Here is a 26735-nt window from a genome sequence, read left to right as displayed (position 1 = left end):
TGGATAAGCTCGTTCATCGTTCGACTCCTCAGGTAAAGGAGTCGAAAGGGTCTGCCTGTGGCCGCGGACGTTCAATCAGCCGCGGCGCTCGCTGGACCGCTCTACATCGCGGCTAGCACCAATCCGCGGAGCGGTTCGTGCACCGGCCAGAAGTGCTAGAGTTCTGCTTCCATCACAGCTTTGCGTTCAAGTCCGCAATCGGTTGGTCGCTGCGACCCAGCGATCACCCATGCACTTTTTCGTGTCGCTCGAGCATCGCGACGAACTCGGCGATTTTGCGCGCTCTCGTCTCCGTCTTCTTAACGGCTCCTATGCGATAGAGGATCGCATACCGGTTCGAACCGGTCAGCGTTGCAAAGAAGGCTGCCGCCCCAGGGCTCTGATCCAATGCTGCCTGGAGGTCGGCGGGCACCTCGGCCTTACTTGCGGGTGCGTAGGCGGCTTCCCACCTGCCGTCTGCCTTGGCAGCCTCGATCTGTGCCAGCCCGCGCGCATGCGTCCGTCCAGCCTCCAGAAGCTCGGTTGCGCGGGTGCGGTTTACTTGGGACCACTTGCTGCCCGCCTTGCGCGGTGTGAAGCGGACAAGCCAGTGTTTATCGTCGTACTTGTCGAGCCGCCCATCGATCCAGCCGTGGCAGAGCGCAGCGTCGATCGCCTCGCGCTTCGTCACGCTGGCGATGCCCGAGCCCGCCTTGGCGAATTTGATCCAGAGCCCGGGAGAGTTTGCAGGCTGCGCCGCAAGCCAGCGCTCCAAGGCTGCCGCATCGGCAAAAGCAATGACCGGTAGGCCGCAGTGATCTTCGGCCATCGGACGCTCTCCTTTTAAAATTTGGACACGACGCTTTTTCGAAATTCATAGCTCAGTATGAGCAACAAATTCCTAGCATGACTGGCTCTATCGAACATTTTTTCATTCGCAATAAGCCAACCCCCGCTTTCGAAGCATCCCTCCCCGAAGCAGACCGAGCGCAACCGGCCAGATTGGGTCACGAAATATTCGGCCCGCTGCGCTGCCGTCCGAATGTCCAGCTTATGCCGCCCTCGCGCATGATGCCCGACACGTTCTTGCCGATATGCCGCTCCATCACCGGACGCCACGGAACCAGCGTGAAATCGCGCGACCGCTCGACAAGCGCATGGCGTCCGCTCGTCATATCGACGGTGCGAACCAGACGGCCCTGAATCGCCTCTTGCGGCTTCGCTTCGGCAAAGGGTTTGCCGACCTCATCCGATAGCTGGCTCGCTACGCGCAGCAGCTCGCGCCGTTGGAGCGCGGCGAGCATGTGGCGATGATAGACTGTCCGCCCATCCTGTTCCTCGGCAAGCTGCTCGGCGACCAGCCATTGCCGCCGCGCGGCCTGAGCGGCGCGAACCTCGCGACCGAAGCCCGCATCGCGCACGGGCGCCGGGGCATCAGCGACCAGCTCACGGTCGAGCCAGGTCGCGGCCTCGGCACCCGGCAGCTTGTCGAGCGGCACGGCCGACAGCGTTTCGACGGTGACAGGCCGGTCGCGAAGCTGACGCGCCTCGAACTTTTCCACCTTGCCCAGATGATCGGGCGTGATGATCCAGCTTCCGTCGGGTTCGCGCTCGACGCTGCGCATCACGCGGCGCATGGCTTCGAGCCTGCGGGCATGGGTTTCGGCAAAGCGTTCGCTGGCGGTCGGATCGTGCTGCAAATGGGCGTCCACCGTATAGCGCCCGCCATTGGCGGCGGCGATCTCGACTATGGTGCGATCGGCGGGGCGCACACCACCGCTGCGCGGCGCGATCTGGACGATGGCGTCTTTCGGAATCGGCTCGACCGCTTCGCCCTTGCCGATCTCGGCATAATGGGTGCGGCCGTCGATGCCGTCGATCAGCAAATAGTGTCGGTCTTCATGCTCGTCAGCGAGGCCGCGCATGACGACGCGGCCGACGATCGGCGCGGCCCCTTCGGCGATGGGGTTATAGATGACGTGATCGGCCGCTGCGCGGTCCAGATTCCGGGCGGTTAATTCGCGCTGCATGGTGCGGATAATGTCGCCGCGCTCGCCGATCCGGCGCAGCGTGTCTGCGAGGTCGGTTTCGAGCCGCCAGCTATCGCCGCCGATATGCGAAGCGAGGCCCATGCGCCCGAGCTTCTGCAATCGGCCGACGCGAAGCGACTGCTGGAAGGGATCGCGGTCGCTCGCGCTGACAAGCCGCACCTCGTTCATGTCGCGGATCAACCGCCGGTCGGTGACGGTCAGCCGCTCCGCGTTCACGTCGCTGCGAAGCCGCTCCTCAATCTCAAGATCGGTGCGCGGACCAAGGTCGAGGTTCACAATGTCGATGGCGCGTTCGCGAAGGCCGTGCGAAATATATTCGCGCGCAATCACCAGGTCGTCGCCGCGATCATTCTTGCCGCGCAGCACGACGTGGGTATGCGGGTGGCCGGTGTTGAAATGATCGACCGCCACCCAGTCAAGTTTCGTTCCCAGATCCTGCTCCATCTGCGTCATCAGCCGGCGCACAAAGGGTTTCAAGTCCTGATACTGGTCGGCGTCCTCGGCTGACACGATGAAACGGAACTGGTGACGGTCGCCGCCCGATCGTTCGAGGAACGCCTTGCCGTCCGTCACGTCCTTGTCGGCCGAATATAGCTCGCCGGGCTGGCCCTCGCGGGTCACGCCGTCGCGCTGGATATAGCTGAGGTGAGCGCGAGCGCCGCCCATGCCCTTCCCGGCGAGCTTGACGGGCCGCATCTTGACGATGACGCGGCGCGAGCGGAACGCCGCAAGCCGGTCGCGCGAGCGCAGGACGCGCGCGACGCTAGCGCCGCGGCCGATCCGGCTACCGTCGAAGCCGCCGCGCTTGCCGGTTTTCATGCCCGCGCGCCGCGCGGCCTTCACAACTTTGTTCAGATAGCGCGCATCTTGGCCTCGGCCTATGCGGCCCAGGTGCGGCACAAAATCATCGTCGCGCATGTCGCGTCCTTCCGCTCTGGAATGACGCTCCCCGCCGTCAGACATGGCGCTTCGGCGCGGCAAGGCAAGGAGTCTCGCGATTTGCGGCTGAAAGCCTTAGAAAACCGCCATTCATGGCGGCCTTATCTCGCGGCTTGGCCGCGTGTCTCGCAACCTTCCTGAAAAAATGATGTGCAGACAAAGACTTAATGGTGACTCGCGATAACGCGAGACACTATTTTTATCTTGCCGTTCGCGCTTTCATCCTCCCAGCCACCCCATCCGGACAGGCTTTCGCTCGCGCCGAACCGGGACTATGGCCGCGATGTGAGAAATGGCGGAACGACGATTGCGGGGCAGATAGAACGGCTGATCGTTCGGCTGGACGGCGCTGCGGTGTGCGACGTCTGCGTGACCGATCGGCTCAATCTGTCGGTTCCCGCCCAAGTCAATGTCGTCACCCGCGCTCTTGGCGGGGTGCGCGGGTTCGAGCGCAAGAGGGACGAATGTGCGCTTTGCGGCAGCACCAAAACGGTGATCTGGCACGATGCACGTTAGGCAACGGGAGCTTTCGGGGAGCGTCTGCGCCGCGTTGGCGCGGTCGCGGCGGGCGCCGTTTTTGCCTTCGTGACCGAGGCTTTTCGGCCTCCTTTCGTCCCGAGGCCGATCTCTTTGGCGAGCACGCGTCGGCGCTCGGAATAGTCGGATGCGACCATTGGATAAGACGCGGGCAGGCCCCATTTGGCGCGATATTCGTCAGGGGTAAGCCCATGATCGGTAGCAAGATGCCGCCTCAGCATCTTCATTTTCTTGCCATCCTCAAGGCAAACGAGGTGGTCCGCCTTCACCGATGCGCGCACCGAGACGGCGGGTTTCAGTTCGGGTTCGGCTTCGACCGGTGCCGCGCCAAGACCGGCCAAGGCGCCATGAACCCGCTCGATCATCGTCGCCAGGTCAGCGAGCGCGACATTGTTGTTCGAGACGTGCGCCGCGACAATGTCGGCGGTCAGCGTAAGCAAGGTGTCGTTCTGCTCGTCGGCCATGATCGTCTCCCTTGATCTGTTCGGGACCGGGGTAGGTAACAGATAGAAGAACGTCAAATTTTGTCTTGAGCACACAAGAAAAAGCCGCGCGGCTGCGAAGCGCCGCGCGGCAGAATATTGGAGCAAAACTGTCGCGCTAGCGGATCGAATACGACCTCCAGACGACAAGACATTGCACGATCCGGCACGGCCTGTTCAGCAGCGCCGCCTTTTCCATCGCACGGTCGAACGAACGATAGGTGCCGTAAGGCGACCAGAGCGTGCCGCGCACCTCGGGGTGCGGATATTGCTGTTCCAGCACATAGTTGGGACGTTCAAGAGCCATGATGCCCTCCATCAAAAAGGCGGGATGGCGGACGCGCCGCCATCCCTGTGAGGCTCAGGCCGCGAGCGGTTCGGGTTGCGGCTCGGACTCTTTCGGTGCGGGCAGCGCGACCACTGCACCGGGGCCGGTGGGATCAGGCTCGCTCCCGGCCCGCACGGCTGCAACCAGTTCAGCCGCCGCGACGGTGCCGACGCCGCCGCGATCCGTGTAGGCGGCGGGCGGGAACGCCATCCATTTCGGCACCCAGCTATCGACCTTGGCGCGCCCGTTCGCACCGCCGATGTGATCGCGAACGATCTGCTTCAAGGTCTTGGTCTTTTCGCCCGCATTCGCGCTCGCGACGGGTTCGCCCGCGACCTCGGCGACGATGCGGGTCAGCACCATCTTGTCGCGCAGCGCCTCGAAAAAGGCGTCGTCGGCCTGCCAGTAGCGGGCCATATCAACGCCGATTTCGCCGCCCACCGCTTCGACGGCGGCGCTGCCGACGGCAAGCGTTTCGCCCATGACGACGGCGATCACCTGCATGACGGCGCGGTCGGTGAGGTCGAGCAAGGCGAAGAACAGACCGACGAGACCGGACGGATCGCCGTTGCCGCCGGTCACGGTCGGTTCCTCGGGCGAGTAGTTGAGCAGGTCGAGAACGGCGCGGCGCTTCGCGTCGAAATCGGTTTCGCCCTTGCAGGTTTCGACCGATTCCCGCACCGCGTCATTGCGGGCGGCCTGACCCTCGACCCGCACGGTCCAGAGCGGCGAGCCGACGATGGCATGGGCGACCATCAAGCGCAGCGCGACCTTGGGATGGCCGGTCAGCGCCGCGCGCACGGCGGCATGACGGTGCAGGTCGATATAATTCTGCATCGTCCCCGTCACCTCCGGGCGCGGCACCTTCGGGCCGGTGTCGACCGCTTCGCCCTTGGCGATCCGCTTGGCTTCCTTATCGGTCACATAGCCTTCGCGAAATTCCACCTCGCCATTGGCGCGAACATCGACATAGACGCGACCGCCCTTCGTCTTGGGCATCCTGACATATTCGTAGGCGTGGAAATATTCGCTCGGCGGAATGATGACGACATCGCTCCATCCGTTGTCGAGATAGGCGTCGCGGCGCTCGTCGATCGCCGCGTTCTGCGCGGTCCAGAAGGCTTCGGCGTCGGCGAAATAGCTGTCCTGCTCGAACAGGTCGAGGGTGATGCCCTTCATGCCCTCGGTGTCGAACAGCGCGTTCTTGACCGGGATGCACGCGCCGCCGAACAGCCAATCCTTAAGCTGGCGGCCAGTCGGTGCCCATTGCTGGGGGTCGTCGAGCAGCGCCAGCCATGCCTTTTGTTGACGCTTCGTTGCCAAGGTCAGATGGCGAACGGTGGTGCGGTCGATCTTCCCTTTGCGGAACAGACCCCGGATACGGGGAATGAGATTGCCGAGCGCGAGGATACGGCGCACCATCAATTCCGGGATGCCGAAGGTCGCGGCAATATCCTCGATGTCGCGGCCTTCCTTGACGAGCCGGGTGAAGCTTTCCCATCGCGTCACCTCGTCGGGGTCGAGCCGCTTGATGTTCTCGATCAACGATGCCTCGATGGCGGCGGCATCGTCGCCATCCTCGAGAATGGCGCACGGCAACGGGTCGATCTCGATGCCGCTGGCAACGCTTTCCTCCGCGACGATCTTCGCGGCGGTGAAGCGCCGCGCCCCCGCGATGATCTCGAACGCATCGGGGCCGCAATTGGGGCGGACCAGCAACGGGACGAGAACGCCGCGCTTGCGGACGGAAGACAGAATATCGGACACATCCGGGGCCTTTTTCGCATAGCGCATATTGGCTTTGCTGATCGACAGCTTGCCAAGATCAATAAAAGAGAGTTTCATCTTTCACGCTCCTATGAGCGCCGGTCCGTTCTTCTTTGCGGTAGGGCGGACCGGCTTACAATGCGGCGAAAACGCGCCGCGCGTTATCCGCCCATCGGCGGAATCTCGTCATCGTTCACCCCGCGCGCGAGGCGGCGCAGCAAGGTTTCGGCGGTGCTGATCGACCCGGTGCGGCGCGCCCATCCCGCCCATGTCGAAAGCGGGTGGCCGGTCTGGAAATGAATGTCGCGCTCGATGCCGAGGCCGAACGGCAAGCGAACGCTTGCCAGTTCGGACAGGCTGAAACTGCCTTCTTCGGGACAGCCGAAACCCAAGTCGGCAAGGCCGCGCAGCGTGTCGCCATCCTCGGCCAGTTCGGTCGCCAGCCATGTCGCCGCGCCGACCGGATTGAAGAATTTGACGACCGGAACGGGGTCGAAATTCTCAAGACGGGCGGCGGCATCGTTGGCGCGCAAGGCGGCGTGAAGCTCGGGGGTCAGGAGGATCATGCCGCTTCCCTCCGTTCTTCGCCCTCGCGGAAGGCGAGGATATAGTCGGCGGCTCTGGTCGCTTGGGCGGTGGCGCGGAAAATGGCGCGCTTGTCCTCGCGCAAAATGTCGAGCCAATAGCCGAGATAGTCCGCGTGCCGGACGGTCGGCACCAAGCCCAAGGTCGCGCCGATGAAGGCGGAAGATATTTCCGCGATCAATTCCTCGCGCGCATATTCGGGCGAGCCGAAACCGCCCTTCATTTCGCGGCCGAGCCGCTTCGCGCCGCCCGTCCAGTGCGAAAGTTCGTGAAAGGCGGTATCGTAAAAATCGTTGGCGTTGCGGAACGCGGCGAGCGGCGGCACCTGCACATAATCTTGCGCCGGGACATAGAAGGCGTCGTTGCCACCGATCCGAAAATCCGCGCCGGTCGCGGCAATCAGCGCCTCGGCCTCGGGAACGACCTCGGGCAGCGGACGCGGCGCGGGATCGCCCGCGATCTTCTCGGGCAAGCCTTCGCATTGCGCGACATTGAAAACGGTGAAGCATTTGAGGAAGGGGATGGCGTTGGGTTCGTCACCGCTTTGGGCGGCACGGGCCTTCTCGGCGTCGGGAATGAAGCGGTCGGAATAAACGACGAGCGAACCCTTCTCGCCCTTGCGGACATTGCCGCCCGCCGCGAGGGCTTGGCGGAAGGTTAGCCACGATTGCGAGGGATAGCCCGCGCCCATCGCGGCGGTCCAAAGCAATAGGATATTCACGCCGGAATAGCGGCGGCCGGTCACGGCGTTGCGGGGCATGGTCGGCGCGGCGTCCCAAGGCTGCACCCAAGGGAAGCGGCCTTGCTCCAGTTCGGCGATGATCTTGGCGGTCACATCGGCGTAAAGGTCGCGCGCGTTTCCACCGCCGCGCGCACGGCGCGCAGTCGTTCCCTTCGTCATGGCGTTACTCCATCCGGTCGTGCGGTTTCGCAGTGCGCCACCGGTCGCGTCTCGATCAGCGGCATCTATACTTTTACAGGATGGTCGAAATAGTATCTATACCATTGATTTCTTGACACAAATCTATCGTGACTGGTGGGTCCGAGCAAGAAAAAGGGCCGCGACCAGCGGCCCCGGAAAAGGAACGAAAACGCATCGGTCGCCAAAGCGGCCGATCCCTTCCGACAGGGACATGGAGCGCAGGGCCGGTCGCTTCCATCGCAACCGGAGCCGTCCTCGCAGAGTCCCAAGTGCCGCGCGGATTTCTTGGCGGAAAGAGGCACGGTCGAGGGGTTTGGCGCAGCTTGGCAAAATGGGGGCGGCGCTTCTCCCAGAGAAGCAAATGCCGCCGCCCCCATTTTGGCTAGCGGAGCTTCCCCTCGACGCAACTCCTTTCCGCTGAAAATCCGTGTGGCACGCCAGGGTCTCTGAGAGACGGCGTAGGGTGTGATGGAAGCGACTGGCTCCAGATCCCCATCGCGCGCCGCGCGCGCGATTCCACAGCTTTAGCTGTCCCCGTCAGGGGATTGTCGCCCGGATGGGGCGAGACGCGGAACGCGGCTCGACGGAGCTTGGCGGGCATAGCCCGCCTAGCGCAGCAAAGCCCCGGTGGCCCGGCTTGCCGGGACAGACGCCGCAACCCGCTGGGCAGGAACCCGCGCCCTCTGCGCTCGGCCCGCGTCCCGTTTGAATATCGGCGCGGAATATCTCAATATGGACCGCAGACGGTGGAGGTGAAGCATGGCGATTTCGGACACGCTGTTCGACGCGATCGAAGGCATCAGGGATGACCTTGCCAGCCACCCCGGCGCATATGGCGCGGTTCGCCCGCAAATCGAGGCGCTGCTTGCCGAGATGGAGCGTGTGCAATTCCTGCTCGATGCGCCGCCGCCGACCGATCGCGGCGGTCCCGCTGCGCGCTCCGGCTGACGCCAGCCCGCGCGTCCTTCAATCCGAGACGCCATCCCGCTTCGGATTCCGGCCCTTGCCGAGCGAGGCCATGAGCTGCCACGTCATATGCAGCCCGACGCGCCGCGCGATCCCGGTCAGATTGGTCCGCGCGCGGGTATGCCGGATATATTCGCGCTCGCCGTCGCGGTCGGTATAGTCGAGCGGATCGCGCAGCCCGTTCCAATAATCATCGAACGGTTCGCGGTCCCCATCGCTCATCGCAAAGAGGACGGCGAGCGCGAGGCGCACGTCGAGGCCCGGCTCGAAGGCATCGGGTCCGGTCTCGTCGATGACATTGTAGAGTATCGCCAGCGCCAGCCAGCGGAGCCGCGTCGATCTGAGGCGCATGTCATCAGCCGAGCGGCAAGGCCGCCTGCGCCGGGCCGCCGCGCGCCGACCAGGGCTCGTCGGTGCGCTCGACGCCAAGCAAGGCGGCGGAATATTGCCGCACCAGCGTCATCGCCTCGGCCGCGGGCGCGCGAAGCCAGGCATCATGCTCGTCGGGATGGAGGATGACCGGCATCCGGTCGTGGATGTCGAACAGTTCCGCGGTCGCATCGACCATGACGCCGGTGTAGCAGTCGCCCCATTCGTCTGTCGGGCGCCAGAGGCCGGCCCATGCGGCAAGCGGCTGGTCGGTGACGCTGATCCAGGTTTTGGTCATCGCCCCCGCCGGGCCTTCGGCCTCGGCGAAAGCGGTGAAGGGAATGAGGCAGCGGTGCGCGGGCGCAACGAACCATTCGCGCCATAGGCCGTAGGGCGACATCAGCTTGTCGTCGCGGGCGTTGTTGACCGGCGTGGGCTTGTTCGGTGCGCCGGTCCGCTTGTTGACCGAATGACGCGGGAAGCCCCAGTGCATCGTGTCCATGACGCGGGCGCCGGCATCCTCGCGCACGACGAAGCCGGTGCCGCCCTTCCAGACGTCGCCGGGTGCGGCGTTGGTCGCCTTCGGCCGCCGCGCGCGGAAGGCCGAGGCCACCTCATCGACCGACGCTTTCATCGTTACCAGGTTGCACAAGGCGCGGGGCGCTCCTTCAGGCGGCGCCGGCCAGCAGTTCGTCAAACCCCTGCTGGATCGGCGGCATGATAAGGAAGCTATCCTTGGGGAAGGGCCGCAGCATGTCCAGCGGATCGCATGCGCGCATCAGCCAGTCGAACCAATCGTCGGGGTGAACGACGGCGACATGGCGGTCCTTGTGCGGCGCGAGGTCGGGATAGGCCGGGACGGTGAGCGCGGCGAAGCTGTCGGGCCAGTCGCGTCCGCCGGGGCGCCAGACGGCGGCGATGCAGAAGAAAGGCTCGTCGGTGACGAGGCTCGCGGCATAGACGGTCTTGCCGCGCTTCACCAAGCCGAACTCGGTCGCGAGCAGCAGGCAGGGTCGGTCGATGATCGCAGTTTCGGACTTGAGCAAGGGTATCTGGAATATGTCGGGATCGCGCGAGGGCAGCCCCCAATGAAGCTCGACCTCGCGTTCCTTGTCTCCGTCCCAGACCATGACGCGGTGGCGCTTGCCGATGCCGACCAGCGCGTCGTCATTCTCGGCGTCCATGCGCTATCTCCTAGCAGCGGAAGCGGCGAACGGCGCGCTTCCATTCGTGATCGGGCGGATATTCGAGCTCGATGTCGTCGACCGATTGCTGCACCAGCTCGAACTTGACGGGGCGGACGCGGCGCCCGGTGCGCCATTTGCAGCGGATGCACCAGAAGCGCCCGAGCGCCTTGTCGAAGCGGACATCCCAGCCGCGCCGCTCGAAGCGCCACCAGAGGCCATGCGGGTTGAACGCGGTGCTATGGCCGCAGCGGCACACCGGCTTGACCGCATAATGCCAGGCCGCGGCCTCGAAGAGATTGGTCGCGACCCGCGACCCATCGGCCGTCCATCGGCCCATGACACGGCGCGCCCCGTCACAACGGCAGGGCCGGCTGGTCGGCGGCGGGCGCACCGGCCCCGCCACCCTCGATCGCGGCGAGGATGACGCGGGCCAGTTCGTGCGCGGCATCGGTGCGGACATGCGGCGCGGGCGCGGTAATTCCGACGCGCGCCCAGCCGGGCGCGGTGAGGATGGTTTCGGCGATTCGACTCGGGTTGATCTGTTCCATTGCCAAATGAGAACATAGAGAGAACATCAAGGCAAGAGGAACGCGATGAGCCGATGGCGGGGCAGCTTGCACGGCCGTCTTGCCAGCGGAGCGGACGCGCATCATATTCGCGTTCGGGAATGGGGTCTCCCGTAAAACCGCACTGCTGCTGATGACTCCTGCAACAACGCGCCGCTGGCGCGGCAGGAGGCGCATGTGAACTATCTTCTCGTCTTTATCGGCTCGGGCATCGGCGGCATGTGCCGCCACGGCGTCGGCGCGCTTTCGCTGCGCTGGTTCGGCCCCGGCTTTCCTTATGGGACGCTGACGATCAATATTGTCGGCTCGACACTGATGGGGGTGCTGATCGGCCTGTTCGCCGCCTTCGAGATTGGCACCAATCAAGCGCGGTTGTTTATTGCGACGGGCCTGATTGGCGGCTTCACCACCTTTTCGACCTTCTCGCTCGACGCGGTGACATTATGGGAGCGCGGCGAGACGGGCGCGGCGATCGGTTACGTCGTCGTCAGCGTCATCCTGTCGCTGCTCGGCCTGTTCCTCGCCATGCTGGCGATGCGCCGGCTCGGTTGATCCGGCCCCGCTCAACCAGAAGAACAGCGCGCCGCGGGCGGGCGCCGGCGGCATGGGCGCCGCGACCGGCAGCGCGCCGATCCGGCGCGCAACGAACAGCCGCGGCGCTGCCGCCTGCTGCGGCGTTCGCGTCCGCGTGACCGTCGCCATATAGGCGCGGGTCTCGCCGGGAAGCCCCGAGCGCCCCGCGAGCCAGGCCGAATAGCGCGCCGGTCCCGCATTATAGGCGCCGAACAGCCCCGGATAGCCGAAGCGGTCATACATGAGCCGCAGATAATAGGTTCCCGCCATGATGTTGTCGCGGGGCGCATGGGGATCGTTCCCCAGCCCGAGCCGCGCGCGCATGTCCGCCCATGTTCCCGGCATGAGCTGCATGAGGCCCATTGCCCCCGCGCGGCTGACGATCGGGCGACCATCGAGCGTCGTCCGTCCGCCGCTTTCGGCGCGCATGACGCGCTCGATCCATTCAACCGGGACGCCGTAGCGCGCCGATGCCTCGACAATATAGGGTCGCCAGCGATCGACCGACTGCGCTTCGGCGGGCAAAGCCGCGAGCAACGCGAGCGCGGCGAGCGCGATCCTCACCGCCGCCATAAGAGCTGCGCCCGCCCGACAATATCGCCGGCCTCGCTCACGCCGAAATAGCGCCCGTCGAACGATGCGGGGCTATCGGTCATCAACAGGAAATACTCACCCGATCGAAGTTCGGCGCAGCCCGACCACCAGGGCATCGGTCGCCCCGCACCGTCACGATCGAGCCGCCGCGCGACAAGCCGCCCGTTGACCATCACGCGCGCGCCAGCGGCGCAGACCTCATCGCCCGCTGCGGCGGCAACACGCTTCACCAACGGAACATTCGCCGGGAGATAGTGGCGACGCGCTGCGAACATCCGATACTCGACCGGCACCCGCGCGATCACCATATCGCCGCGCGCGATCGGCGAGGCATCGCCGACCGCATAGAGGCCGACCGGCGCGCTGGCGCTGGCGTTCCACACCAGCAAAGGGCGCGGTTCGATCAGCAGGGTCGAGACGAGCGCGCCCGCAAGGCTACCGAGCGCGATGCTCCAGCCGAGCAACCGCTTCGGGTGGATGGGACGCGGATGCGGCTCCGCCGCCGGACTTATGGCCGCGCGATCAGTCACGACCGATTCCCGCATCGGCGGTGCCGCGCGACCAGCTTTCGAGGTCGTCGGGGTGATAATAGATCAGGCGGCCGTGGCGGCGGAAGCGCGGCCCTTTGCCGCTGGCGCGTAGCTTTTGCAGCTTACGCCAACCGATACCGAGATAATGGGCGGCCTGCGCCGTATTGAGATAGGGACGGCCCGACGGCCCCAGGCGATTTGCATCGGTCGACATCGTATCCGCGCTCCTGAAGTTTTGCTCGGCGCGGGGCCTATCGCGGCAGGATCGGCAGGCAGAGGCCCGCAATCGGCGCCCCTCATTTTCGGGCCAGGCCATGAAAATGCGCGTCCCGCATATATTCCGCACCGCCGCGTGATTATATTCTATGGAGTTGCGGGCCGATTGGCCGTGGTCATGCGATCATGAATTGCCGCGGCCGACAGATTCTTGCAGATAATTTGAAAGAGCTGCGCGACCTCCATGCGATGACGCAGGAGGATTTGGCGGGCGCGGCGCAGATCGACCGCAGTTCGATCAGCATGATCGAGCGTGGGAAGTTTGCGGCATCGGTCGACATGATCGAGAAGATCGCCGCCGCCTTTCAGGTCGGGATCGACGAAATGCTCCAACCGGGCCTCGCCGAGAGATCGCGGGGGCGCCTCGGCAAATAGCCGGATCAAGGAAAGGCGCCGCCGAGCCAGTCGGCAGGCTCCGACATCGCCGCGCGCCGCGCCGCTTCAACGAGGCGCTGGCTGCGTCGTCGCCACGGCGCCGCATTGACGCGCCAGTTGGCGACGCCGGCGGTCCCGAACAGCGCATCGGCGATGTCGCGCTGACTGGCGCCGGCCAGAAGTGCATCATGGACGCGCAAGACCTGGCTCCACCGCTCCGCGCGCCGCTCGGCGGGAAAATGGCTGCGCCGCCACCGGCCTTCGCGCGCGAGCGCGATCAGGCGGGCGACGGCGACGAGCGCGGCCACATCGAGCCGCGCGACATGGACGGTGAGCGCGACGGGGCCGCCGCATAGGCTGCCGGAAACGATGTCGAGGCGTAGCGGGCGCGCGGCGGTCCCGAACAACCAATGCTCGCCATCGGCGCTGACGGTCAGTGTCCGGCCCTCCCTTACACGCCCCAGGTCGAAATTGCAGTCGCGGGTCGAGCAAGACTGCGCGGTCGCGATCAGCAGACAGGGATCGACCGCCGCCGTCCAAACCGGGCGGGCCGCTCGGGCATCGGCCTCGAAGGGCGGGCGATTGCGAAGCCCGAAAGCGGCGGCGGATGACGATGCGTCCGCTTCACCGGCGGCGGCCTGATAGTCGGGCCGCCGACGCAGCCATTCCCAAGCGAAGGCGGGACGACCGCAGGCGTCGAGCCATTCATAGGTCGACGCGTCGCGCCAGTCGGCGAGAAGCCGACCGGTGGACATGGTTCTTCTCGTTATCCGCCCAAGAGTCCCGCTCGGGCCGCTTCCTGCTCGGCGATATGGTCGGCGATGGCCTCGGCCTGCTCGGGCCGCAGCGCATCGACCGCCGCAAGCCCGTCGATCGCGGGATTGCCGAGCAACACCGACGGGCATTGCCCTTCGACATTGCCGAGATTGGGACGATGCTGGGCGTAGCCGACGAGCGCGGCAAGGTCGGGATCGAAATGGCGGGCGACCTGGGGTGGATAGACGAGATACTGATTCTCGAAGGTCCGCAGCCAGCCGAGGCAATAGCCGACGATTACGGCTCGCCGCACCGCATCCGACACATTGGCGCCGGCGCCGTGGACGATCGAACCGAGGAACAGCAGCGCCGACCCCGGCGCCATGTCGGCGACGATCGGCGCGACAACGGAGGGATCAACGCCATCGTCGCGGTGACTTCCCGGCCAGAGCCGGGTTGCGCCATTGTCGGCGGTGAAGGGGTCGACAGGCCAGATGACGTTGAGCTGATAGTCTATGCCGGTCTTGTCGCCGCCCCATAAATCCTGATCGCGGTGCGGTGCCTGCGCGAGTGCGCCGGGATGGATTTCGACGGCCTGCGTCAGGTTGAGGACGATGCGGTCGCACCATGCGCCGAGGATGGTTTCGGCGATAGTCAGGATCAGCGGATGCCGGACGAGCGCGGCGGCATGGTGCGAGCGCCGCAGCAGCGCCCCGAAACGCTTGGTGCGCGCGCCATAGAAGCCGCCTTCGCAATAGGGCGTCGCCTCGAAGCGGGGCGACAGCTCGGTCTCGAGCGCGGTAATGGCGTCGGGCGCAACGGCATTCTCGACGATGCAATAGCCATCGGCGAGCAACATCGCGGCGCAGCGGGCGGGATCGTGCGTCATATCGCTCCCCTCAAGCCAATTCGGCCGCGGCCGCCGCGATCGTGTCGGGCGCGTAGATGCCGGTCGCGGCGAGCAGCGCCGGCGTGTCGGCGCCGATGTCGAGACGGAAAGCGCCGATCGAACTGCCCTGATGGGTCCGCGCGGGGCCGAGCGGCGCGGCGCGCCAGCCCATCGCGAGGACGGTTTCGCGAAAGACCGCGGTGACGACGCCCGTCAGCACCGACACGCGGCTTTGCAGCGCATGATCGGTCATCGCCGAAATCAGCCGGTTGCGGACCGCGCGTCGCCCATCGCGCCCGAGCCGCGACGGCAGGCATAGCCGGGTGATCTCCATGACGTGCGGACCGCATGGGATCTCGCCATCGCAGAGGCCGGCGAAGTGGTCTGCGAGCAAGTGCGGGCGGATCGTCGGCAGCAGCCGCATCGACCCGGCATGTTCGCCGTCGGCATCGACAGCGATCAGATAATGGGCGTTGCCGCCGTCATAATGGTCGATTTCATATTGGCCGGCGACGACGGGAACGTCCCACCCGAGCTGGTCAACGAACTGCCGCTTACGGTCGCGGAACATCGAGGCGGCGAGCGGATCGGCGAGCGAACAGCCGTGGCGGATGAGGATCATGATATTGGCTCCCTTGATTGTTCACGCCAAGGGAGCAGGCGACCGCGCGGCTCGGGATCGTCAAAATTTATGAACCGATATCGTCGGAAGGGATGAGGCCCACGCGGCGCGCCACATGGGCCAGCTCGGTGCGGCTGCATACGCCGAACGCTTGCCGAAGATGGGCCATATGGGTTCGGACGGTCGTGGGTTTGAGGTCCATGATGAGCGCGATCTGCTCGTCCGTGCGGCCCATCGCGGCCCATTTCAGGCATTCGAGGCGGCGCGGGCTGATCTGCGGAACCTCGCTCTCGTCGATAGGAACCGGATAGCCTTGCAGCCGCCGCGCCTCGGCAAAGGCTTCGTCGGCGATCCACGCTGCGGCGCGGCAGAGGGCGGCGGACGGAAGCGCGTTCGCGTCGGTCGCGAAGGTGCAGCAACCGGCAGGCTCGCCCGGCACGGCGACCGGGACGGTAAAGCCGATGCGCAGGCCGTGGTGGATCGCTTCGTTCAAGATGCGGACCTGCTTTGGATCAGACGGCAAGCCGCGGCGCAGTTCGTGCCAGGTGAACGGGCGGTTGGTTCGCTGCGATGCGAGCAGGGCGGGATCGTGCCGGAAATATTGGCGCGCCACGAAGATATGGCCCCATTCGCCGAAATTATGAAGGAACAGGAGGCGTCGGCCGGGCCGCGTGAACCAGAGGGCGTGGACGATGGCGAGCCGGTTGAAGCCCAGTTCGCGGACGGCATCGAGCGTGACGTCGAAGATGGCCTCGCCGCTTCGGGCGGCGCGCACCTGCTTCCTGTGCTGCTCGATCAGCCGGTCGAGCGGCATGATAGCGGACCGACGCCACGATCAAGGCGAGCGATGGTATTGAATATATTCCGCAAAGTGCGGCGGGCGGATGGTGCAGCCGTTTGGCGGGCGATCGCGCCTAGCGCGCGCATTCCCTGCATGACAGCGGCGACGCACCGCTGTTCGGCCGCGCCGCAAGGACGTCACGCACGGCCGCCGCAAGCGTCATCGCACGCGCGTCCATAGCTTCGTCCGGCAGAAGATAGCCGCCTTGCAACCCTTCACCTCCAGCTTGCCATCGGCGCGGAGCGTCAGCGTGCCGGTCGCCGCGCCGTCGCCGGATTCGGGATCATAGAGCGGGCCGCCCTTCCATTCGGCGGGGCCACCCTCGAACCCTTGCAACACGACCAGCCCTTTCAACCGCCGCTCGCGCAATTTGCGGTCGGGGTTCCTGACGTCGCGATGGTCGGGGTTGGCCCGCAGGGGAGCGGCATCGGCTACCTTGCCGCAGATGGACGCGCCGCAGCGATATAGCTCGACTTGCCCCCCGTTGCTTCCGGTCGACCACAGACCGGCGATGGCGCCGCTCCCCTGCGATGCCGCGGCCGCTCCCCCTCCCGAGACGGCCGCAACGCATGATAGGGCGATCAGGGCTTTCCGCATCGGCTCGATCACCGCGGCAAGGGGGTGATAAGCGGCGGGGTCAGCGACGCGAGGGCGCGCCGCGCCAGCGCGCGGTCGTCGTGCTGCCACGGATGGAAGCCGGGCCGGAAATAGCCGAATATGCCGCGCGCGAGGCTGCGCATGGCGCCGGGATAGTCGTAGAGATAGGCGAGCAGGCGGCGCCATGTCGCAAGATTATTCATGCCGTCCTGCGCGAGCAGGTCTCGGGTGTTGCGGAACACGACCCAATGGAAGCGCACCGCCGCGCTGAGCATCGCGAGCGAGCGGAGCGACCCGCGCAGCCAGCGCGGCATGTCGCGGGTCGCGTGGAGCCAGGTATCATAAGCCACGCCCTTATGCTCGATCTCTTCGACCGCGTGCCAGCGCCACATGCGCTGCGCCTCGATGTCGGCACCGGCAAGATGCGCCGGATCGGACAGCACGGCGTTGGCGAGGATTGCGGTAAAATGTTCGAGCGCACAGGTCGCGGCGAGTTGCATGATCGGCGGTCGCCGCTTCGCCCAGGCGATGGTGCGCGCGGCGCGATCCTCGGATGGGGCCATGTCGTAACCGGCGTCGCGCGCCTGCCGGTTGAAGAATATATGCTCGCGCGAATGGGTCGATTCCTGAAAAATGAAATCGTCGATCTGCTCGCGCAGCGGTTCAGGGGCGTCGTCGCGATAGTGCCGCACGGCCGACATGAAGAATTTTTCGCCGACGGGAAAGGTCGAGGACAGCGCGTTGAAGAAGGCGGTTCGGCCAGGATCGCCGCCGTGCCACCAGCGGCGCGGCAGCATGTCGCGGCCGAATTTCCAGTTGCGCTTTTCAATCACGAGGGCGGCTGGCGTCTGCGTGTCGGTCATCACCATCTCCTTCCTGCGATGCGAAGAAATGGCCGCCGCACGGTGCCGGGGAGAAACCGGGCGGCGGCCAGTGTCTCTCGGAGAGAGAGTGCGAGTGAAAGCATCCCGTGGTCCATCGGTCTGCTGAAAAAATCGGGCCGATGCTTGCACCCGGGAGCAAGCTAGGCATCGACCCGAGGTTGTTCCCCCAGTGGAGAGAGGACCTAGAATTTCTTCGCGATGCTGAACCCGATGATTCGCGGATCGAGGGTGAAGACGTTGGTGGTCAGGCCCGTATCGTCGCTGTTCAGGAAGGAATCGGTGATCGGGGTCGAGTTGAAGACATTCTTCACATAGGCTTCGAACGTCAGGTCATCGGGGCCGTCCACGCGCAGCGACAGATTGAAATTGGTCCAGCTACGCAGTCTATCATAGGGATTGCTATTATAAACGCGCGCCCAACTCTTCGCCTGCCAATAGGCGTCGCCGCGGATTGTCGCGCTCCAGTCACCGTCGAACGGAATCGTATATTGCGCGCCTAGATTGGCGGTCCATCGCGGTGAATTCGGCAGTTCGTTACCACCGAGGTCCGCCTTGAGACCGGCCCCCCCGTTCAATTCAGGATAGTTGGCGGGATCGTAGGGCGTACCGCCAAAGGCAGAGTCAGCTACGGTTGGGGCGGTGAACAAAGCAAGCGCGCCTCTCACTCCACCGCACAAACCATAATATTGGGTAATGCCAGGCTTGGTCCGGGCAAATTCCGCTGCGACGTGGGCCGGAATGACGCAATTGGACGGCAACTGTACCCACGGCTTGACAAGAGTGTAGTCAGGATTGCTCTGGGTACGGTTCATGATGTCTATGGAAGTCTCCCCCTTACCGATCTTGGTGCGGAGATAGCCGAGGTTGGCGTTGACCCGAAAATTGCGCGCCGGCGCGAACACTGTCTCGAATTCCAATCCCCAAACCTTAGCATCGAAATTCTCGTTCACCGCAGTGCGGTCCCTGATCTGGGACACCTGATAGTCCTTGTAATCGTAGTAGAAAGCCGTGGCGTTAAGGGTCAGCGCCCCGTTCAACAAAGTGTTCTTCGTGCCGATCTCGAAGGCATTGACGAATTCGGGCTCAAATGTTGAACTATATTCTACTCCCGTCAGGGTCAGCGGTGGGATCGCGCCGAAGGCTTGATAGAAATCGAGAGTGGCTTGAGACACGCCATCGGCCAGGGCGTTCGCAAGATATTCCTCCTTGGTCGCGAAATCAGGGCTAGGCGGATTGGCGCCGCCGCCTTTGTAGCCACGCGAATAAAATGCGTAGAGCATGGTGTCGTCAGTGAAGCCCAGCTCGGGCTTCCAGTCGAGGCCAATGCGCCCGGTCCACTCGCCCCACTTCTGCTTGATCGGCGGATCCTCGGGATAACCGGCCGAGACGTTACCGCCCGCTAAAAACGAACGCGCCAGCAAAGTTTGCGACGGAACCGGGGTAAACGTCTTGCGGTCGTCTGTATAGCGGAAGCCGGCGGTGAGTCTCAGATTGTCACGAACATTCCAGTAGGCCTCGCCGAACAGCGCCGTGGACTTGAGCTTGTAAGGGTTTTTGGAACGGAAATAGTTATGGCCATCACCGTTGATGCTCTCAACGGGGTTAGGATCAACGTACGGGCATGTCGCATACGGATCACTGGCATCGACTCGCTGTCCGCCTGATCGGGTGGAATACGGGCACGTGGCAGGGTCCCATGGGACGCCACTTAGATATGCCGGATAGAACCCGCTGGTCCAGGCCAAAGCCGTCAGAACATTATACATGACATAATAGTCATTTATTGTTTTGAATCTAGTGTAATTAACACCAGCACTAAAGTTAAATGGTCCATCAAAGGAAGATTGCAGACGAAATTCTTGATTGAACTGCTTTGATTTGGCTTGGCTGATGTCAAGGCCTGCGACCGTGTCGGTACAGCCGATCTGTGGATCACAAAATATTCCACCAGGCATCAAATTACTGAACTCTCCAGGCATACCGTCAGTATAACGCACTAACTTTGTCGAGTCTGTGAATACTGGTAAACTTTTGAAGCGGTTATAATCTTGTAACGAATAGACCTTATCGGAATTAAAGGCCGTCTGAGACGAGAAGGTTAGTTCTGGCGCGATGTCTACGTCGAGGTTAAGCTGGAAGAGATCCGCCTTTGCCCGATAGCGGGGATCGCGGATCGAGTTGACTTCTCGCATATTGCGAGACTGCATGAGTCCGCCATAGGGATCGACGGGCTGGAGGACGGATTCTAGCCGTTCCGTGATAGGGTTAAAGCCAATACCCGTCCCCCCATCCTTCAGTCCGACTGCCGCTAAAATAAAACTATAAGATAATCCATTGGGCGTGCCGAAAGCGCCCTCGTCGTAGAGGCTGCCCGGCTTACATCCCTGACCGAACAAAGCGCGACGTACTTCCAAAGATATATATTCAGTCACATTATCGGCGAGATCCACCCCGCCGACCTGGGTCGGCCCATCATCGCGATGACAAAGTTGCTTGCCGGTGCGCGAACGGTTGTCATTCTCGTTGAAACGCTCCCAGATCAGGCTCGCGCGAAACCACGGTGCCGGTTCGAATGCGACAGAGGTACGCAGCGACCATAGATCGCGCCCATTGATGTCGTTCTTGGTCGTCGCATTATAGTCATAGCCGCTGCGCTGCGTCATCGAACCCGCTACGCGGATGCCCAGCACGTCATCAACCAGCGGCACGTTGAGCATCGCAGTCATGCGGCGGCTGTTGTAGTTGCCGACCTCGCCCTTTATGCTGCCCTCGAAGTCGTTGAGCTTCGGCTTGGCCGTGATCAGATTGACGACGCCGCCGGTCGCATTGCGGCCATAGAGCGTCCCCTGCGGCCCGCGCAGCACCTCGACACGCTCCATGTCGAAGAATTCCTGTTCGAAGAAACGGTTGTGGATGAAGGCGCTGTTGTTGAAGGCGACCGCGACGCCAGGGTCGCTGGTCGCGGAGATCGACTTGGTGCCGACGCCGCGGATCGAGAGATTATAGCCGGTGAAGTTCGATTTGCTGAAGGTCAGGTTGGGCACCGCGCGCATGATGTCGGGACCGCCCTCGATCTTCTGATCGTTCAAATCCTTCGACGACAACACCGAAACGGCGATCGGCACGTCCTGCACCGACTCCACCCGCTTCTGCGCGGTGACGACGATTTCGTCGGGTCGGTAGGACGCGTTATCGGCGGCCGTCTGGGCGTTTCCCGACGCGGTATCCTGCTCGATCACATAGGCGCCCTGCGCGGTGCGGCGCGCCTTGAGGCCGCTGCCCTGCAACGCAGCACCCAATGCCTGATCGGCGGTCAGCGCGCCGCGCACGGCGGGGGCGCTGTGGCCGCGCACGTCGGCGGGCTGGAACACGACCTCGCTGCCGGTCTGGCGCCCGATCTGGGTCAGCGTATCGGCGAGCGACTGCGCCGGAATATCGACCTGCTTCGCCTCGGCCGCCTGCGCCTGCGCCGGGCTGGCCATCCCGACCGCCAGCGCGGCGACCCCCAGATACATCGCCGCCTTGAACGAAACTGCGGTGCGTGTTGCGGATTTCATGCTTGCCTCCCCCATGTGATGCCATCGCGCCGTTAGCGGCGTCAGACATCAGAACGTGGCCCGCGCAAAAACCCTTCACCCCAAGGACCAGATTATGGCGCAATCGGCGCCAAAATGCAGCCATTACGTAGCGTCAAATTCGCATGAAAAAAATTTTGTCGCCGCCCCGGTTTCGGGGCGCGGAAGTCTTTTTCGCGCCGAACCTATCGGCCCTTGGCGCTCAACTCGACGCCGCCATCGGACAGGTCGCGTTGGCGGACGGGCAGCAATTCCCCGACGATCGCGGCGAAGCGTTCGGGGTTGCCGGTGCGGAACACGCCGCTGACGCGCAGATTGCCGGTCGCGGCATCGCCCAGGACGATCTGCTTGGCCGAATAGCGGTTCATTTCGGCGACGGCCTCGGCAAGCGATGTATCCTTGAACTCGACAAAGCCCTCGCGCCAACGAAGCGCCTGAGCCACGTCCACGTTCGCCACGACGGGCTTCGCGCCCTCCGTCGTCACCAGTGCCTGGCCGGGGGCGAGGACGACCGGCACCATGACGGCCGAGGATTCGCGCGAGCCGTCGTCGGCGTCGTCAACGACCACCTTGCCTTCGACGAGCGTGATCTTCATGCGGCTGGCGTCGAGCCGAACCGCGAACACTGTGCCCAGCGCCGTGACCTGATTGGCGCCCGCGCGAACGACGAACGGCCGGTTCGGGTCTTTGGCAACCGCGAACAACGCCTGTCCGCGGAGCAGCCGGACGATGCGGCGCTCAGTGATATAGCCGACACGAATGGCGCTATCGGTGTCGAGCGTCACGGCGGTTCCGTCCGCCAGTTGCACGGTGCGGCGCTCGCCCTTGGCGGTGGCGAACTCGCCCTCGTCGGGCAAATCGGAGTTTGCACTGGCCGCTGGCGCGGATTTGGCCGCGAGCTGCGGCGCGTCAGCCTGTGGCCCGAAAGACAGCAGGCCGGTGCCGAGCGCGATGGCGGCGAGCAGCGAGGCCGCGACCCCGACGCCGACCCCGGCCCACAAGCCACGCCTCGGCTTCGGCCGAATGGCGAGCGCGGAGGCGCGCATGGCGTCCATCACCGGGTCGCTCGGCGGGTTCTCATAAAGTCCCCAGGCCGCTTCGGCGCGTTCATAGGCGGCGACGTTCGCAGGCGATTCGGCTTTCCATTCGTCGAACGCGGCCTGATCGGCGGCGCTGAGCGGGCCGTCCTCGACGCGCACGATCCACGCGGCGGCGGCTTCGTCGGGCGTCATGCCGCGAACCGACAAGGGGCGGGGCTGGTTCATGGCTGGCAGTCAGTCCTTCGCGTCGGATTCGGCTTCATGCGCCGCGACGCGCTCCTTGAGCAGGAAGCGGAACAAAGGATTGTCGTAAGGGCGCATCTCATCTTTCACAATGTTGAACATCCTGACATTTTCCGGACTGTCCGCTTTCCATAGCTCGAACGCTTCCAGATCTTCCGGGCTGGGCGGATCGTCCGGAAACCCGACACGGTTGAACCAGGCGGCGGCGGCCTCCAGGCGCGCGCGCTGCTCCCAGGTCGGGCCGGGCTTTCGCGTCATTGCTCGCCGCCGCTTCGTTGCATGACGTGCCAGACAGCGACCCGCATGTGCCTCTCGACGGAGGATACGGAGATGCGAAGTCGGGCCGCCACGTCCTTCACCTTCATTCCCTCCACGCGCCTGAGCAAGAATACCGCCCGCGTTTCCTCGGGCAATTCGAGCAGCATCGCAGAGGTCAACTCAAGCTGCTGCCGATATATAAGAACGTGCTCCGGCGAAAAATCCTTCTCGCCGTGTCGATTTTGATCGAATGGTTCGTAAAGATGATCGCGGCGAGTAATCTTCTTTCGCAAATGATCGGTCAGAACGCTGCTTGCCGTCTCGAACACATAGGCGCTGAGATTCTGGCGTTCCAATTCCGACGTGTTGCCGCGTTTGAGCAGGCGCTCGAACACGTCCTGAACCATATCCTCCAGGTCGCAAAGGTCGCGGGTCCGGCGGCCGAAATAGGTCAGCAGCGAACGCCGGAATTTGCGGTCGAGCCGATTGAGGACCGCCCTGTCCTCGTCGCTGTATTCGATCGGTCGTCGCTGGTTCGCCATGTCCCTCACCCTCGCGCGCGAGGATGATTCACAATTCGGGGCGGCGCAAGATGGGTTATTCGCGCACAACGCAATCGCCCCTCCTCCCGCGAATCTCACTCATGAATCTCGATCTGCGGCCGCATTTCCGGATGCGTAGAGCGCCGACTACTATAGGCTCCGACATTTCGCGATGCCGCCGATTTCAGCCATATGCAGGCTGCTGTCCCACACTCATCCAAGGTAATTCGAATATTTTCGAAATATGGATTGACCTTGATGTCCGTGCTGATATTTCGATCTACCTAGAAGGATCGAATAAACATGCCTGACATCAATCCGCAGGTCTGGGCGGTCGACGCGCTCGGCGCGCTTGCTCACGAAACCCGGCTGGCCGTGTTTCGCATGCTGGTGACTGCCGGTCCCGATGGCCTGGTGGCGGGAACCATTGCGGAGCGAGCCGAGGTTCCGCCGTCGACCATGTCGCACCATCTCGCGACCCTCGAACGCGCCGGTCTCGTTCAGTCCGAGCGCGAAAGCCGGCTCATCCATTACCGTGCCGACTATGACGGCATGAGCCGCCTGCTCACCTTCCTGATGAAGGATTGCTGCCAGGACGCGCCTGACATGTGCGCCGATATTTTCGCGAACATCTCCTGCAACGCTGAGAGACGACATGACGGACCAACCCTATGACGTGCTCTTTCTGTGCACGGGCAACAGCGCGCGCTCGATCCTCGGCGAGGCGCTGCTGAACCGCATGGGTGACGGCCGATTCCGTGCCTATAGCGCCGGCAGCTTCCCCAAGGGCGACGTTCATCCCGCCGCGCTCGCCCTGCTCGGCGACCTCGGCTTTGACACGAGCGGCCTCCGCTCGAAGAGCTGGGACGAATTCTCGGCGCCGGACGTCCCCAAGCTCGATTTCATCTTCACCGTTTGCGACAATGCCGCGGGCGAGACCTGCCCGGTCTGGCCGGGCAACCCGATCACCGCCCATTGGGGCATCGAAGATCCTGCCGCTGTTGAGGGTCCAGGCCAACGCGAATCGTTCGAACGCGCGCTTCACTATCTCTCGAATCGCATCTCGCTCTTCCTCGCGCTGCCGCACGACAGCATCGACGCAATGGCGATGGAGAGGAAGCTCAAGACCATCGGCCGCACCGAAGGCGCAAGCGCCGGGCGGGAAGCAGGCGCATGACCGCCGACATCATCATCTACCATAACCCCGAATGCGGCACCTCGCGCAACACGCTCGCGCTGATCCGCAACGCGGGGATCGAGCCGCATGTCGTCGAATATCTGAAGACACCGCCGTCGCGGCCGCTGATCGAGCAATTGATCGAACGTGCCGGCATCAAGCCGCGCGACCTGCTCCGCGAGAAGGGCCCGCCCTATGCCGAACTCGGTCTTGACGACGACAGCCTCGAAGACCGCGCGCTTGTCGACGCGATGATGGCGCATCCGATCCTCATCAACCGCCCGCTCGTCATGACGCCGCTGGGCGTCAGACTCTGCCGCCCGTCCGAAACCGTGCTCGACATTCTCCCCGGCCGTCAGCTTGGCGCTTTCGCCAAGGAAGACGGCGAGCAGGTCATCGACGCCGATGGCAATCGCGTCCAGCCCTGAGGAAATCATCATGTCCGCCGCCGCCCGCCAACGCCTGTCGTTCCTCGACCGCTATCTGACGCTTTGGATATTCCTCGCGATGGGGCTCGGGGTGTTGCTCGGATCGAGCTTCAAGGGCCTGCCCGCCGTGATCGACGCCATGTCGATCGGGACGACGAATATCCCGATCGCGATCGGCCTCATCCTGATGATGTATCCGCCGCTCGCGCGCGTCCGCTACGACGAACTGCCGCGCGTGTTCGAGGACAAGCGGGTGCTCGCGATCTCGCTCGTCCAGAACTGGATTATCGGGCCGATACTGATGTTCGCGCTCGCGGTCATTTTCCTCGCGGACAGGCCCGAATATATGACCGGCCTGATCCTGATCGGTCTCGCGCGCTGCATCGCGATGGTGATCGTCTGGAACCAGCTCGCGAAGGGCGACAATCAATATGTCGCCGCGCTCGTCGCCTTCAATTCGATCTTCCAGATCCTGTTCTTCAGCGTCTACGCCTGGTTTTTCCTCACCGTTTTGCCGCCGATCTTCGGCCTCGAAGGCAGCGTCATCGACGCCAGCTTCTGGACGATCGCCGAAGCGGTGCTCATCTACCTCGGCATCCCCTTCCTCGCGGGCTATCTGACACGCCGCTTCCTCGCAAAAGCGAAAGGGAGCGAATGGTATGAGACACGTTTCCTGCCGGCGATCGGCCCGATCACGCTCGTCGCTTTGCTCTTCACCATTGTCGCGATGTTCAGCCTCAAGGGCGGCGAGATCGTCACCATACCGGGCGATGTCGTCCGGATCGCCATCCCGCTGACCATCTATTTCGTCGTCCAGTTCCTGATCAGCTTCTGGATGGGCAAGCTCATCGAGGCGGACTATCCACGCACGACCGCGGTCGCTTTCACCGCCGCGGGCAATAATTTCGAACTGGCCATTGCGGTCGCGATCGCCGCCTTCGGCCTTGCCTCGCCTGTCGCCTTCGCCGCGGTTATCGGCCCTCTCGTCGAGGTGCCCGTTCTCATCCTCCTCGTCGGCGTTGCCTTCCGTCTTGGGCGCCGCTGGTTCCCGACGACCATTCCTTCACAAGCCTGAGTATCATGACAGAACAAATCTACACGCGCCTCCGCGCGCTTGCCGACCCCGACCATTTTCCCGCCCTGAACGCGGAATATCTCCGCGCGCAGCCGGCGCTCGGCCTCGGGCCGCTCGATCCCGCGCCTCGCATCCTGCTGCTTTACGGATCCTTGCGCGAACGCTCTTATTCGCGGCTCGTTGTTGAGGAGACGGCACGCCTGCTCCAGCTTTTCGGCTGCGAGACGCGCATCTTCGACCCTTCCGACCTTCCCCTGCCCGACCAGATCGCCGACGACGATCATCCGGCGGTCGAGGAGCTGAGGCAGCATTCCATCTGGTCCGAAGGCCAAGTCTGGTGCAGCCCCGAGCGCCATGGCCAGATCACCGGCATCATGAAGGCGCAGGTCGATCATCTTCCGCTCGCCTACAGGGGGCTGCGTCCAACGCAGGGTCGCGCGCTCGCGGTGATGCAGGTCTCGGCGGGATCGCAATCGTTCAACAGCGTCAACACGCTGCGCATCCTCGGACGGTGGATGCGGATGATCACCATTCCGAACCAGTCGAGCGTCGCTAAGGCCTATCAGGAGTTCGACGAGGCCGGCCGCATGCTGCCGTCGAGCTATTACGACCGGATAGTGGATGTTGCCGAAGAGCTGGTGCGCTTCACCGTGCTCACGCGCGGCCATGCCGATCAGCTCGTCGACCGCTATTCGGAGCGCAAGGATCGGAAAGAGCCGGTTCTTACCCCCGCCGAGATGGCCGGGATTCCCGGGGTGACATCGGCCGCGTGAGATTAAAGA

General features: G+C 64.0%; 34 protein-coding genes and 1 riboswitch. Of the genes, 9 read left to right on the top strand and 25 right to left on the bottom strand.

Annotated features, from left to right (window positions below; translation table 11 throughout):
- Window positions 1-223: 223 nt before the first annotated feature.
- On the bottom strand, window positions 224-808 hold the full coding sequence (locus tag VHO04_RS18205) for a YdeI/OmpD-associated family protein (RefSeq protein WP_329629619.1): 585 nt from the start codon (window positions 806-808) through the stop codon (window positions 224-226).
- A 178-nt stretch (window positions 809-986) separates the two neighbouring features.
- Window positions 987-2948 carry a relaxase/mobilization nuclease RlxS gene (gene rlxS / locus VHO04_RS18200; protein ID WP_329629618.1) on the bottom strand — a complete coding sequence of 654 codons (1962 nt, stop codon included), beginning with the start codon at window positions 2946-2948 and terminating at the stop codon, window positions 987-989.
- A gap of 225 nt (window positions 2949-3173) precedes the next feature.
- Here rlxS and VHO04_RS18195 point away from each other — a divergent pair, with 225 nt between their 5' ends.
- Window positions 3174-3485, top strand: a complete 312-nt coding sequence (locus VHO04_RS18195) for a hypothetical protein (protein WP_329629617.1) — start codon at window positions 3174-3176, stop codon at window positions 3483-3485.
- On the opposite strand, the gene VHO04_RS18190 is transcribed toward VHO04_RS18195, so the two are convergent.
- The 5 genes from VHO04_RS18190 to VHO04_RS18170 form a co-directional block, all read right to left on the bottom strand.
- Window positions 3482-3970 (bottom strand): MucR family transcriptional regulator, encoded by a 489-nt coding sequence (locus VHO04_RS18190; protein WP_329629616.1) that lies wholly within the window; start codon window positions 3968-3970, stop codon window positions 3482-3484. The genes VHO04_RS18195 and VHO04_RS18190 overlap by 4 nt on opposite strands.
- 136 nt (window positions 3971-4106) lie before the next feature.
- A complete protein-coding gene (locus VHO04_RS18185; RefSeq protein WP_329629615.1) occupies window positions 4107-4295 on the bottom strand; it encodes a hypothetical protein in 189 nt (62 codons plus the stop codon).
- A gap of 54 nt (window positions 4296-4349) precedes the next feature.
- Window positions 4350-6161 carry a ParB/RepB/Spo0J family partition protein gene (locus tag VHO04_RS18180; protein WP_329629614.1) on the bottom strand — a complete coding sequence of 604 codons (1812 nt, stop codon included), beginning with the start codon at window positions 6159-6161 and terminating at the stop codon, window positions 4350-4352.
- Window positions 6162-6244: 83 nt separating this feature from the next.
- On the bottom strand, window positions 6245-6649 hold the full coding sequence (locus VHO04_RS18175) for a DUF2958 domain-containing protein (RefSeq protein ID WP_329629613.1): 405 nt from the start codon (window positions 6647-6649) through the stop codon (window positions 6245-6247).
- Window positions 6646-7569 carry an ArdC family protein gene (locus tag VHO04_RS18170; RefSeq protein WP_329629612.1) on the bottom strand — a complete coding sequence of 308 codons (924 nt, stop codon included), beginning with the start codon at window positions 7567-7569 and terminating at the stop codon, window positions 6646-6648. The genes VHO04_RS18175 and VHO04_RS18170 overlap by 4 nt, the downstream gene beginning before the upstream one ends.
- Window positions 7570-8349: 780 nt before the next feature.
- Between VHO04_RS18170 and VHO04_RS18165 the strand changes: the two genes are divergently transcribed.
- Window positions 8350-8538 (top strand): hypothetical protein, encoded by a 189-nt coding sequence (locus tag VHO04_RS18165; RefSeq protein WP_329629611.1) that lies wholly within the window; start codon window positions 8350-8352, stop codon window positions 8536-8538.
- 18 nt (window positions 8539-8556) lie between these two features.
- On the opposite strand, the gene VHO04_RS18160 is transcribed toward VHO04_RS18165, so the two are convergent.
- The 5 genes from VHO04_RS18160 to VHO04_RS18140 are packed head-to-tail and all read right to left on the bottom strand — an operon-like array spanning window position 8557 to window position 10660.
- Complete coding sequence (locus VHO04_RS18160) at window positions 8557-8907, bottom strand: hypothetical protein (protein ID WP_329629610.1); 351 nt, start codon at window positions 8905-8907, stop codon at window positions 8557-8559.
- 4 nt (window positions 8908-8911) lie between these two features.
- Window positions 8912-9577, bottom strand: a complete 666-nt coding sequence (locus VHO04_RS18155) for an SOS response-associated peptidase (RefSeq protein WP_329629609.1) — start codon at window positions 9575-9577, stop codon at window positions 8912-8914.
- A 16-nt stretch (window positions 9578-9593) separates the two neighbouring features.
- The gene (locus tag VHO04_RS18150) at window positions 9594-10109 is read right to left on the bottom strand and encodes a hypothetical protein (protein ID WP_329629608.1); all 516 of its coding nucleotides are present in this window, start codon (window positions 10107-10109) and stop codon (window positions 9594-9596) included.
- Between the two features lie 10 nt (window positions 10110-10119).
- On the bottom strand, window positions 10120-10449 hold the full coding sequence (locus VHO04_RS18145; RefSeq protein WP_329629607.1) for a hypothetical protein: 330 nt from the start codon (window positions 10447-10449) through the stop codon (window positions 10120-10122).
- A gap of 16 nt (window positions 10450-10465) precedes the next feature.
- Window positions 10466-10660 (bottom strand): DUF6771 family protein, encoded by a 195-nt coding sequence (locus VHO04_RS18140; protein WP_329629606.1) that lies wholly within the window; start codon window positions 10658-10660, stop codon window positions 10466-10468.
- A 106-nt stretch (window positions 10661-10766) separates the two neighbouring features.
- Window positions 10767-10828, top strand: a riboswitch (Fluoride riboswitch).
- Window positions 10829-10855: 27 nt separating this feature from the next.
- On the opposite strand from VHO04_RS18140, the gene crcB reads away from it, so the two are divergent.
- Window positions 10856-11230 carry a fluoride efflux transporter CrcB gene (gene crcB, locus VHO04_RS18135; protein ID WP_329629605.1) on the top strand — a complete coding sequence of 125 codons (375 nt, stop codon included), beginning with the start codon at window positions 10856-10858 and terminating at the stop codon, window positions 11228-11230.
- Here the strand turns inward: crcB and VHO04_RS18130 are convergent.
- Genes VHO04_RS18130 through VHO04_RS18120 form a run of 3 tightly spaced genes read right to left on the bottom strand, consistent with a single transcriptional unit; the run spans window position 11120 to window position 12589 of the window.
- The gene (locus VHO04_RS18130; RefSeq protein ID WP_329629604.1) at window positions 11120-11824 is read right to left on the bottom strand and encodes a lytic transglycosylase domain-containing protein; all 705 of its coding nucleotides are present in this window, start codon (window positions 11822-11824) and stop codon (window positions 11120-11122) included. The genes crcB and VHO04_RS18130 overlap by 111 nt on opposite strands.
- A complete protein-coding gene (locus VHO04_RS18125) occupies window positions 11812-12375 on the bottom strand; it encodes a S26 family signal peptidase (RefSeq protein WP_414713138.1) in 564 nt (187 codons plus the stop codon). The genes VHO04_RS18130 and VHO04_RS18125 overlap by 13 nt, the downstream gene beginning before the upstream one ends.
- The gene (locus tag VHO04_RS18120) at window positions 12368-12589 is read right to left on the bottom strand and encodes a helix-turn-helix domain-containing protein (protein WP_329629603.1); all 222 of its coding nucleotides are present in this window, start codon (window positions 12587-12589) and stop codon (window positions 12368-12370) included. Before VHO04_RS18120 ends, VHO04_RS18125 begins: the two co-directional genes overlap by 8 nt.
- A 224-nt stretch (window positions 12590-12813) precedes the next feature.
- Between VHO04_RS18120 and VHO04_RS18115 the strand changes: the two genes are divergently transcribed.
- The gene (locus tag VHO04_RS18115; RefSeq protein WP_329629602.1) at window positions 12814-13026 is read left to right on the top strand and encodes a helix-turn-helix transcriptional regulator; all 213 of its coding nucleotides are present in this window, start codon (window positions 12814-12816) and stop codon (window positions 13024-13026) included.
- A gap of 5 nt (window positions 13027-13031) precedes the next feature.
- Here the strand turns inward: VHO04_RS18115 and VHO04_RS18110 are convergent, their stop codons facing one another.
- From VHO04_RS18110 to VHO04_RS18065, 10 genes are all read right to left on the bottom strand, one after another.
- Window positions 13032-13781, bottom strand: a complete 750-nt coding sequence (locus tag VHO04_RS18110; protein ID WP_329629601.1) for a DNA -binding domain-containing protein — start codon at window positions 13779-13781, stop codon at window positions 13032-13034.
- Between the two features lie 11 nt (window positions 13782-13792).
- The gene (locus VHO04_RS18105) at window positions 13793-14671 is read right to left on the bottom strand and encodes a phytanoyl-CoA dioxygenase family protein (RefSeq protein ID WP_329629600.1); all 879 of its coding nucleotides are present in this window, start codon (window positions 14669-14671) and stop codon (window positions 13793-13795) included.
- A gap of 10 nt (window positions 14672-14681) precedes the next feature.
- Window positions 14682-15293, bottom strand: coding sequence for an acyl-homoserine-lactone synthase (locus VHO04_RS18100; protein WP_329629599.1), 612 nt, complete (start codon window positions 15291-15293; stop codon window positions 14682-14684).
- 67 nt (window positions 15294-15360) lie between these two features.
- Window positions 15361-16107, bottom strand: coding sequence for a LuxR family transcriptional regulator (locus VHO04_RS18095; RefSeq protein WP_329629598.1), 747 nt, complete (start codon window positions 16105-16107; stop codon window positions 15361-15363).
- Between the two features lie 186 nt (window positions 16108-16293).
- Complete coding sequence (locus tag VHO04_RS18090) at window positions 16294-16731, bottom strand: DUF2147 domain-containing protein (RefSeq protein ID WP_329629597.1); 438 nt, start codon at window positions 16729-16731, stop codon at window positions 16294-16296.
- Between the two features lie 8 nt (window positions 16732-16739).
- Window positions 16740-17594, bottom strand: coding sequence for a metal-dependent hydrolase (locus VHO04_RS18085; protein ID WP_329629596.1), 855 nt, complete (start codon window positions 17592-17594; stop codon window positions 16740-16742).
- A 203-nt stretch (window positions 17595-17797) separates the two neighbouring features.
- Window positions 17798-21172 carry a TonB-dependent receptor gene (locus VHO04_RS18080; RefSeq protein WP_329629595.1) on the bottom strand — a complete coding sequence of 1125 codons (3375 nt, stop codon included), beginning with the start codon at window positions 21170-21172 and terminating at the stop codon, window positions 17798-17800.
- A 203-nt stretch (window positions 21173-21375) separates the two neighbouring features.
- The gene (locus VHO04_RS18075) at window positions 21376-22455 is read right to left on the bottom strand and encodes a FecR family protein (protein ID WP_329629594.1); all 1080 of its coding nucleotides are present in this window, start codon (window positions 22453-22455) and stop codon (window positions 21376-21378) included.
- A gap of 9 nt (window positions 22456-22464) precedes the next feature.
- Window positions 22465-22731 (bottom strand): hypothetical protein, encoded by a 267-nt coding sequence (locus VHO04_RS18070; protein ID WP_329629593.1) that lies wholly within the window; start codon window positions 22729-22731, stop codon window positions 22465-22467.
- Entirely contained in the window at window positions 22728-23273 is a 546-nt protein-coding gene (locus VHO04_RS18065; RefSeq protein ID WP_329629592.1) for an RNA polymerase sigma factor, read from the bottom strand. Before VHO04_RS18065 ends, VHO04_RS18070 begins: the two co-directional genes overlap by 4 nt.
- A 303-nt stretch (window positions 23274-23576) precedes the next feature.
- Here VHO04_RS18065 and VHO04_RS18060 point away from each other — a divergent pair, with 303 nt between their 5' ends.
- Genes VHO04_RS18060 through arsH form a run of 5 tightly spaced genes read left to right on the top strand, consistent with a single transcriptional unit; the run spans window position 23577 to window position 26726 of the window.
- Window positions 23577-23948: a metalloregulator ArsR/SmtB family transcription factor gene (locus VHO04_RS18060; protein ID WP_329629591.1), complete on the top strand. Its 372-nt coding sequence runs from the start codon at window positions 23577-23579 to the stop codon at window positions 23946-23948.
- Complete coding sequence (locus VHO04_RS18055; RefSeq protein ID WP_329629590.1) at window positions 23929-24450, top strand: arsenate reductase ArsC; 522 nt, start codon at window positions 23929-23931, stop codon at window positions 24448-24450. Before VHO04_RS18060 ends, VHO04_RS18055 begins: the two co-directional genes overlap by 20 nt.
- Window positions 24447-24878 (top strand): arsenate reductase (glutaredoxin), encoded by a 432-nt coding sequence (gene arsC / locus VHO04_RS18050; protein WP_329629589.1) that lies wholly within the window; start codon window positions 24447-24449, stop codon window positions 24876-24878. The genes VHO04_RS18055 and arsC overlap by 4 nt, the downstream gene beginning before the upstream one ends.
- A gap of 10 nt (window positions 24879-24888) precedes the next feature.
- Window positions 24889-25953 (top strand): ACR3 family arsenite efflux transporter, encoded by a 1065-nt coding sequence (arsB, locus tag VHO04_RS18045; protein WP_329629588.1) that lies wholly within the window; start codon window positions 24889-24891, stop codon window positions 25951-25953.
- A gap of 5 nt (window positions 25954-25958) precedes the next feature.
- On the top strand, window positions 25959-26726 hold the full coding sequence (gene arsH / locus VHO04_RS18040; protein WP_329629587.1) for an arsenical resistance protein ArsH: 768 nt from the start codon (window positions 25959-25961) through the stop codon (window positions 26724-26726).
- Window positions 26727-26735: the final 9 nt, after the last annotated feature.

Origin of the sequence: Sphingopyxis sp. (assembly GCF_036261875.1) — a bacterium.
GTDB lineage: Bacteria > Pseudomonadota > Alphaproteobacteria > Sphingomonadales > Sphingomonadaceae > Sphingopyxis.
Note: the sequence above shows the minus strand (reverse complement) of the source record. Positions and strands in the feature narration are given on the sequence as shown.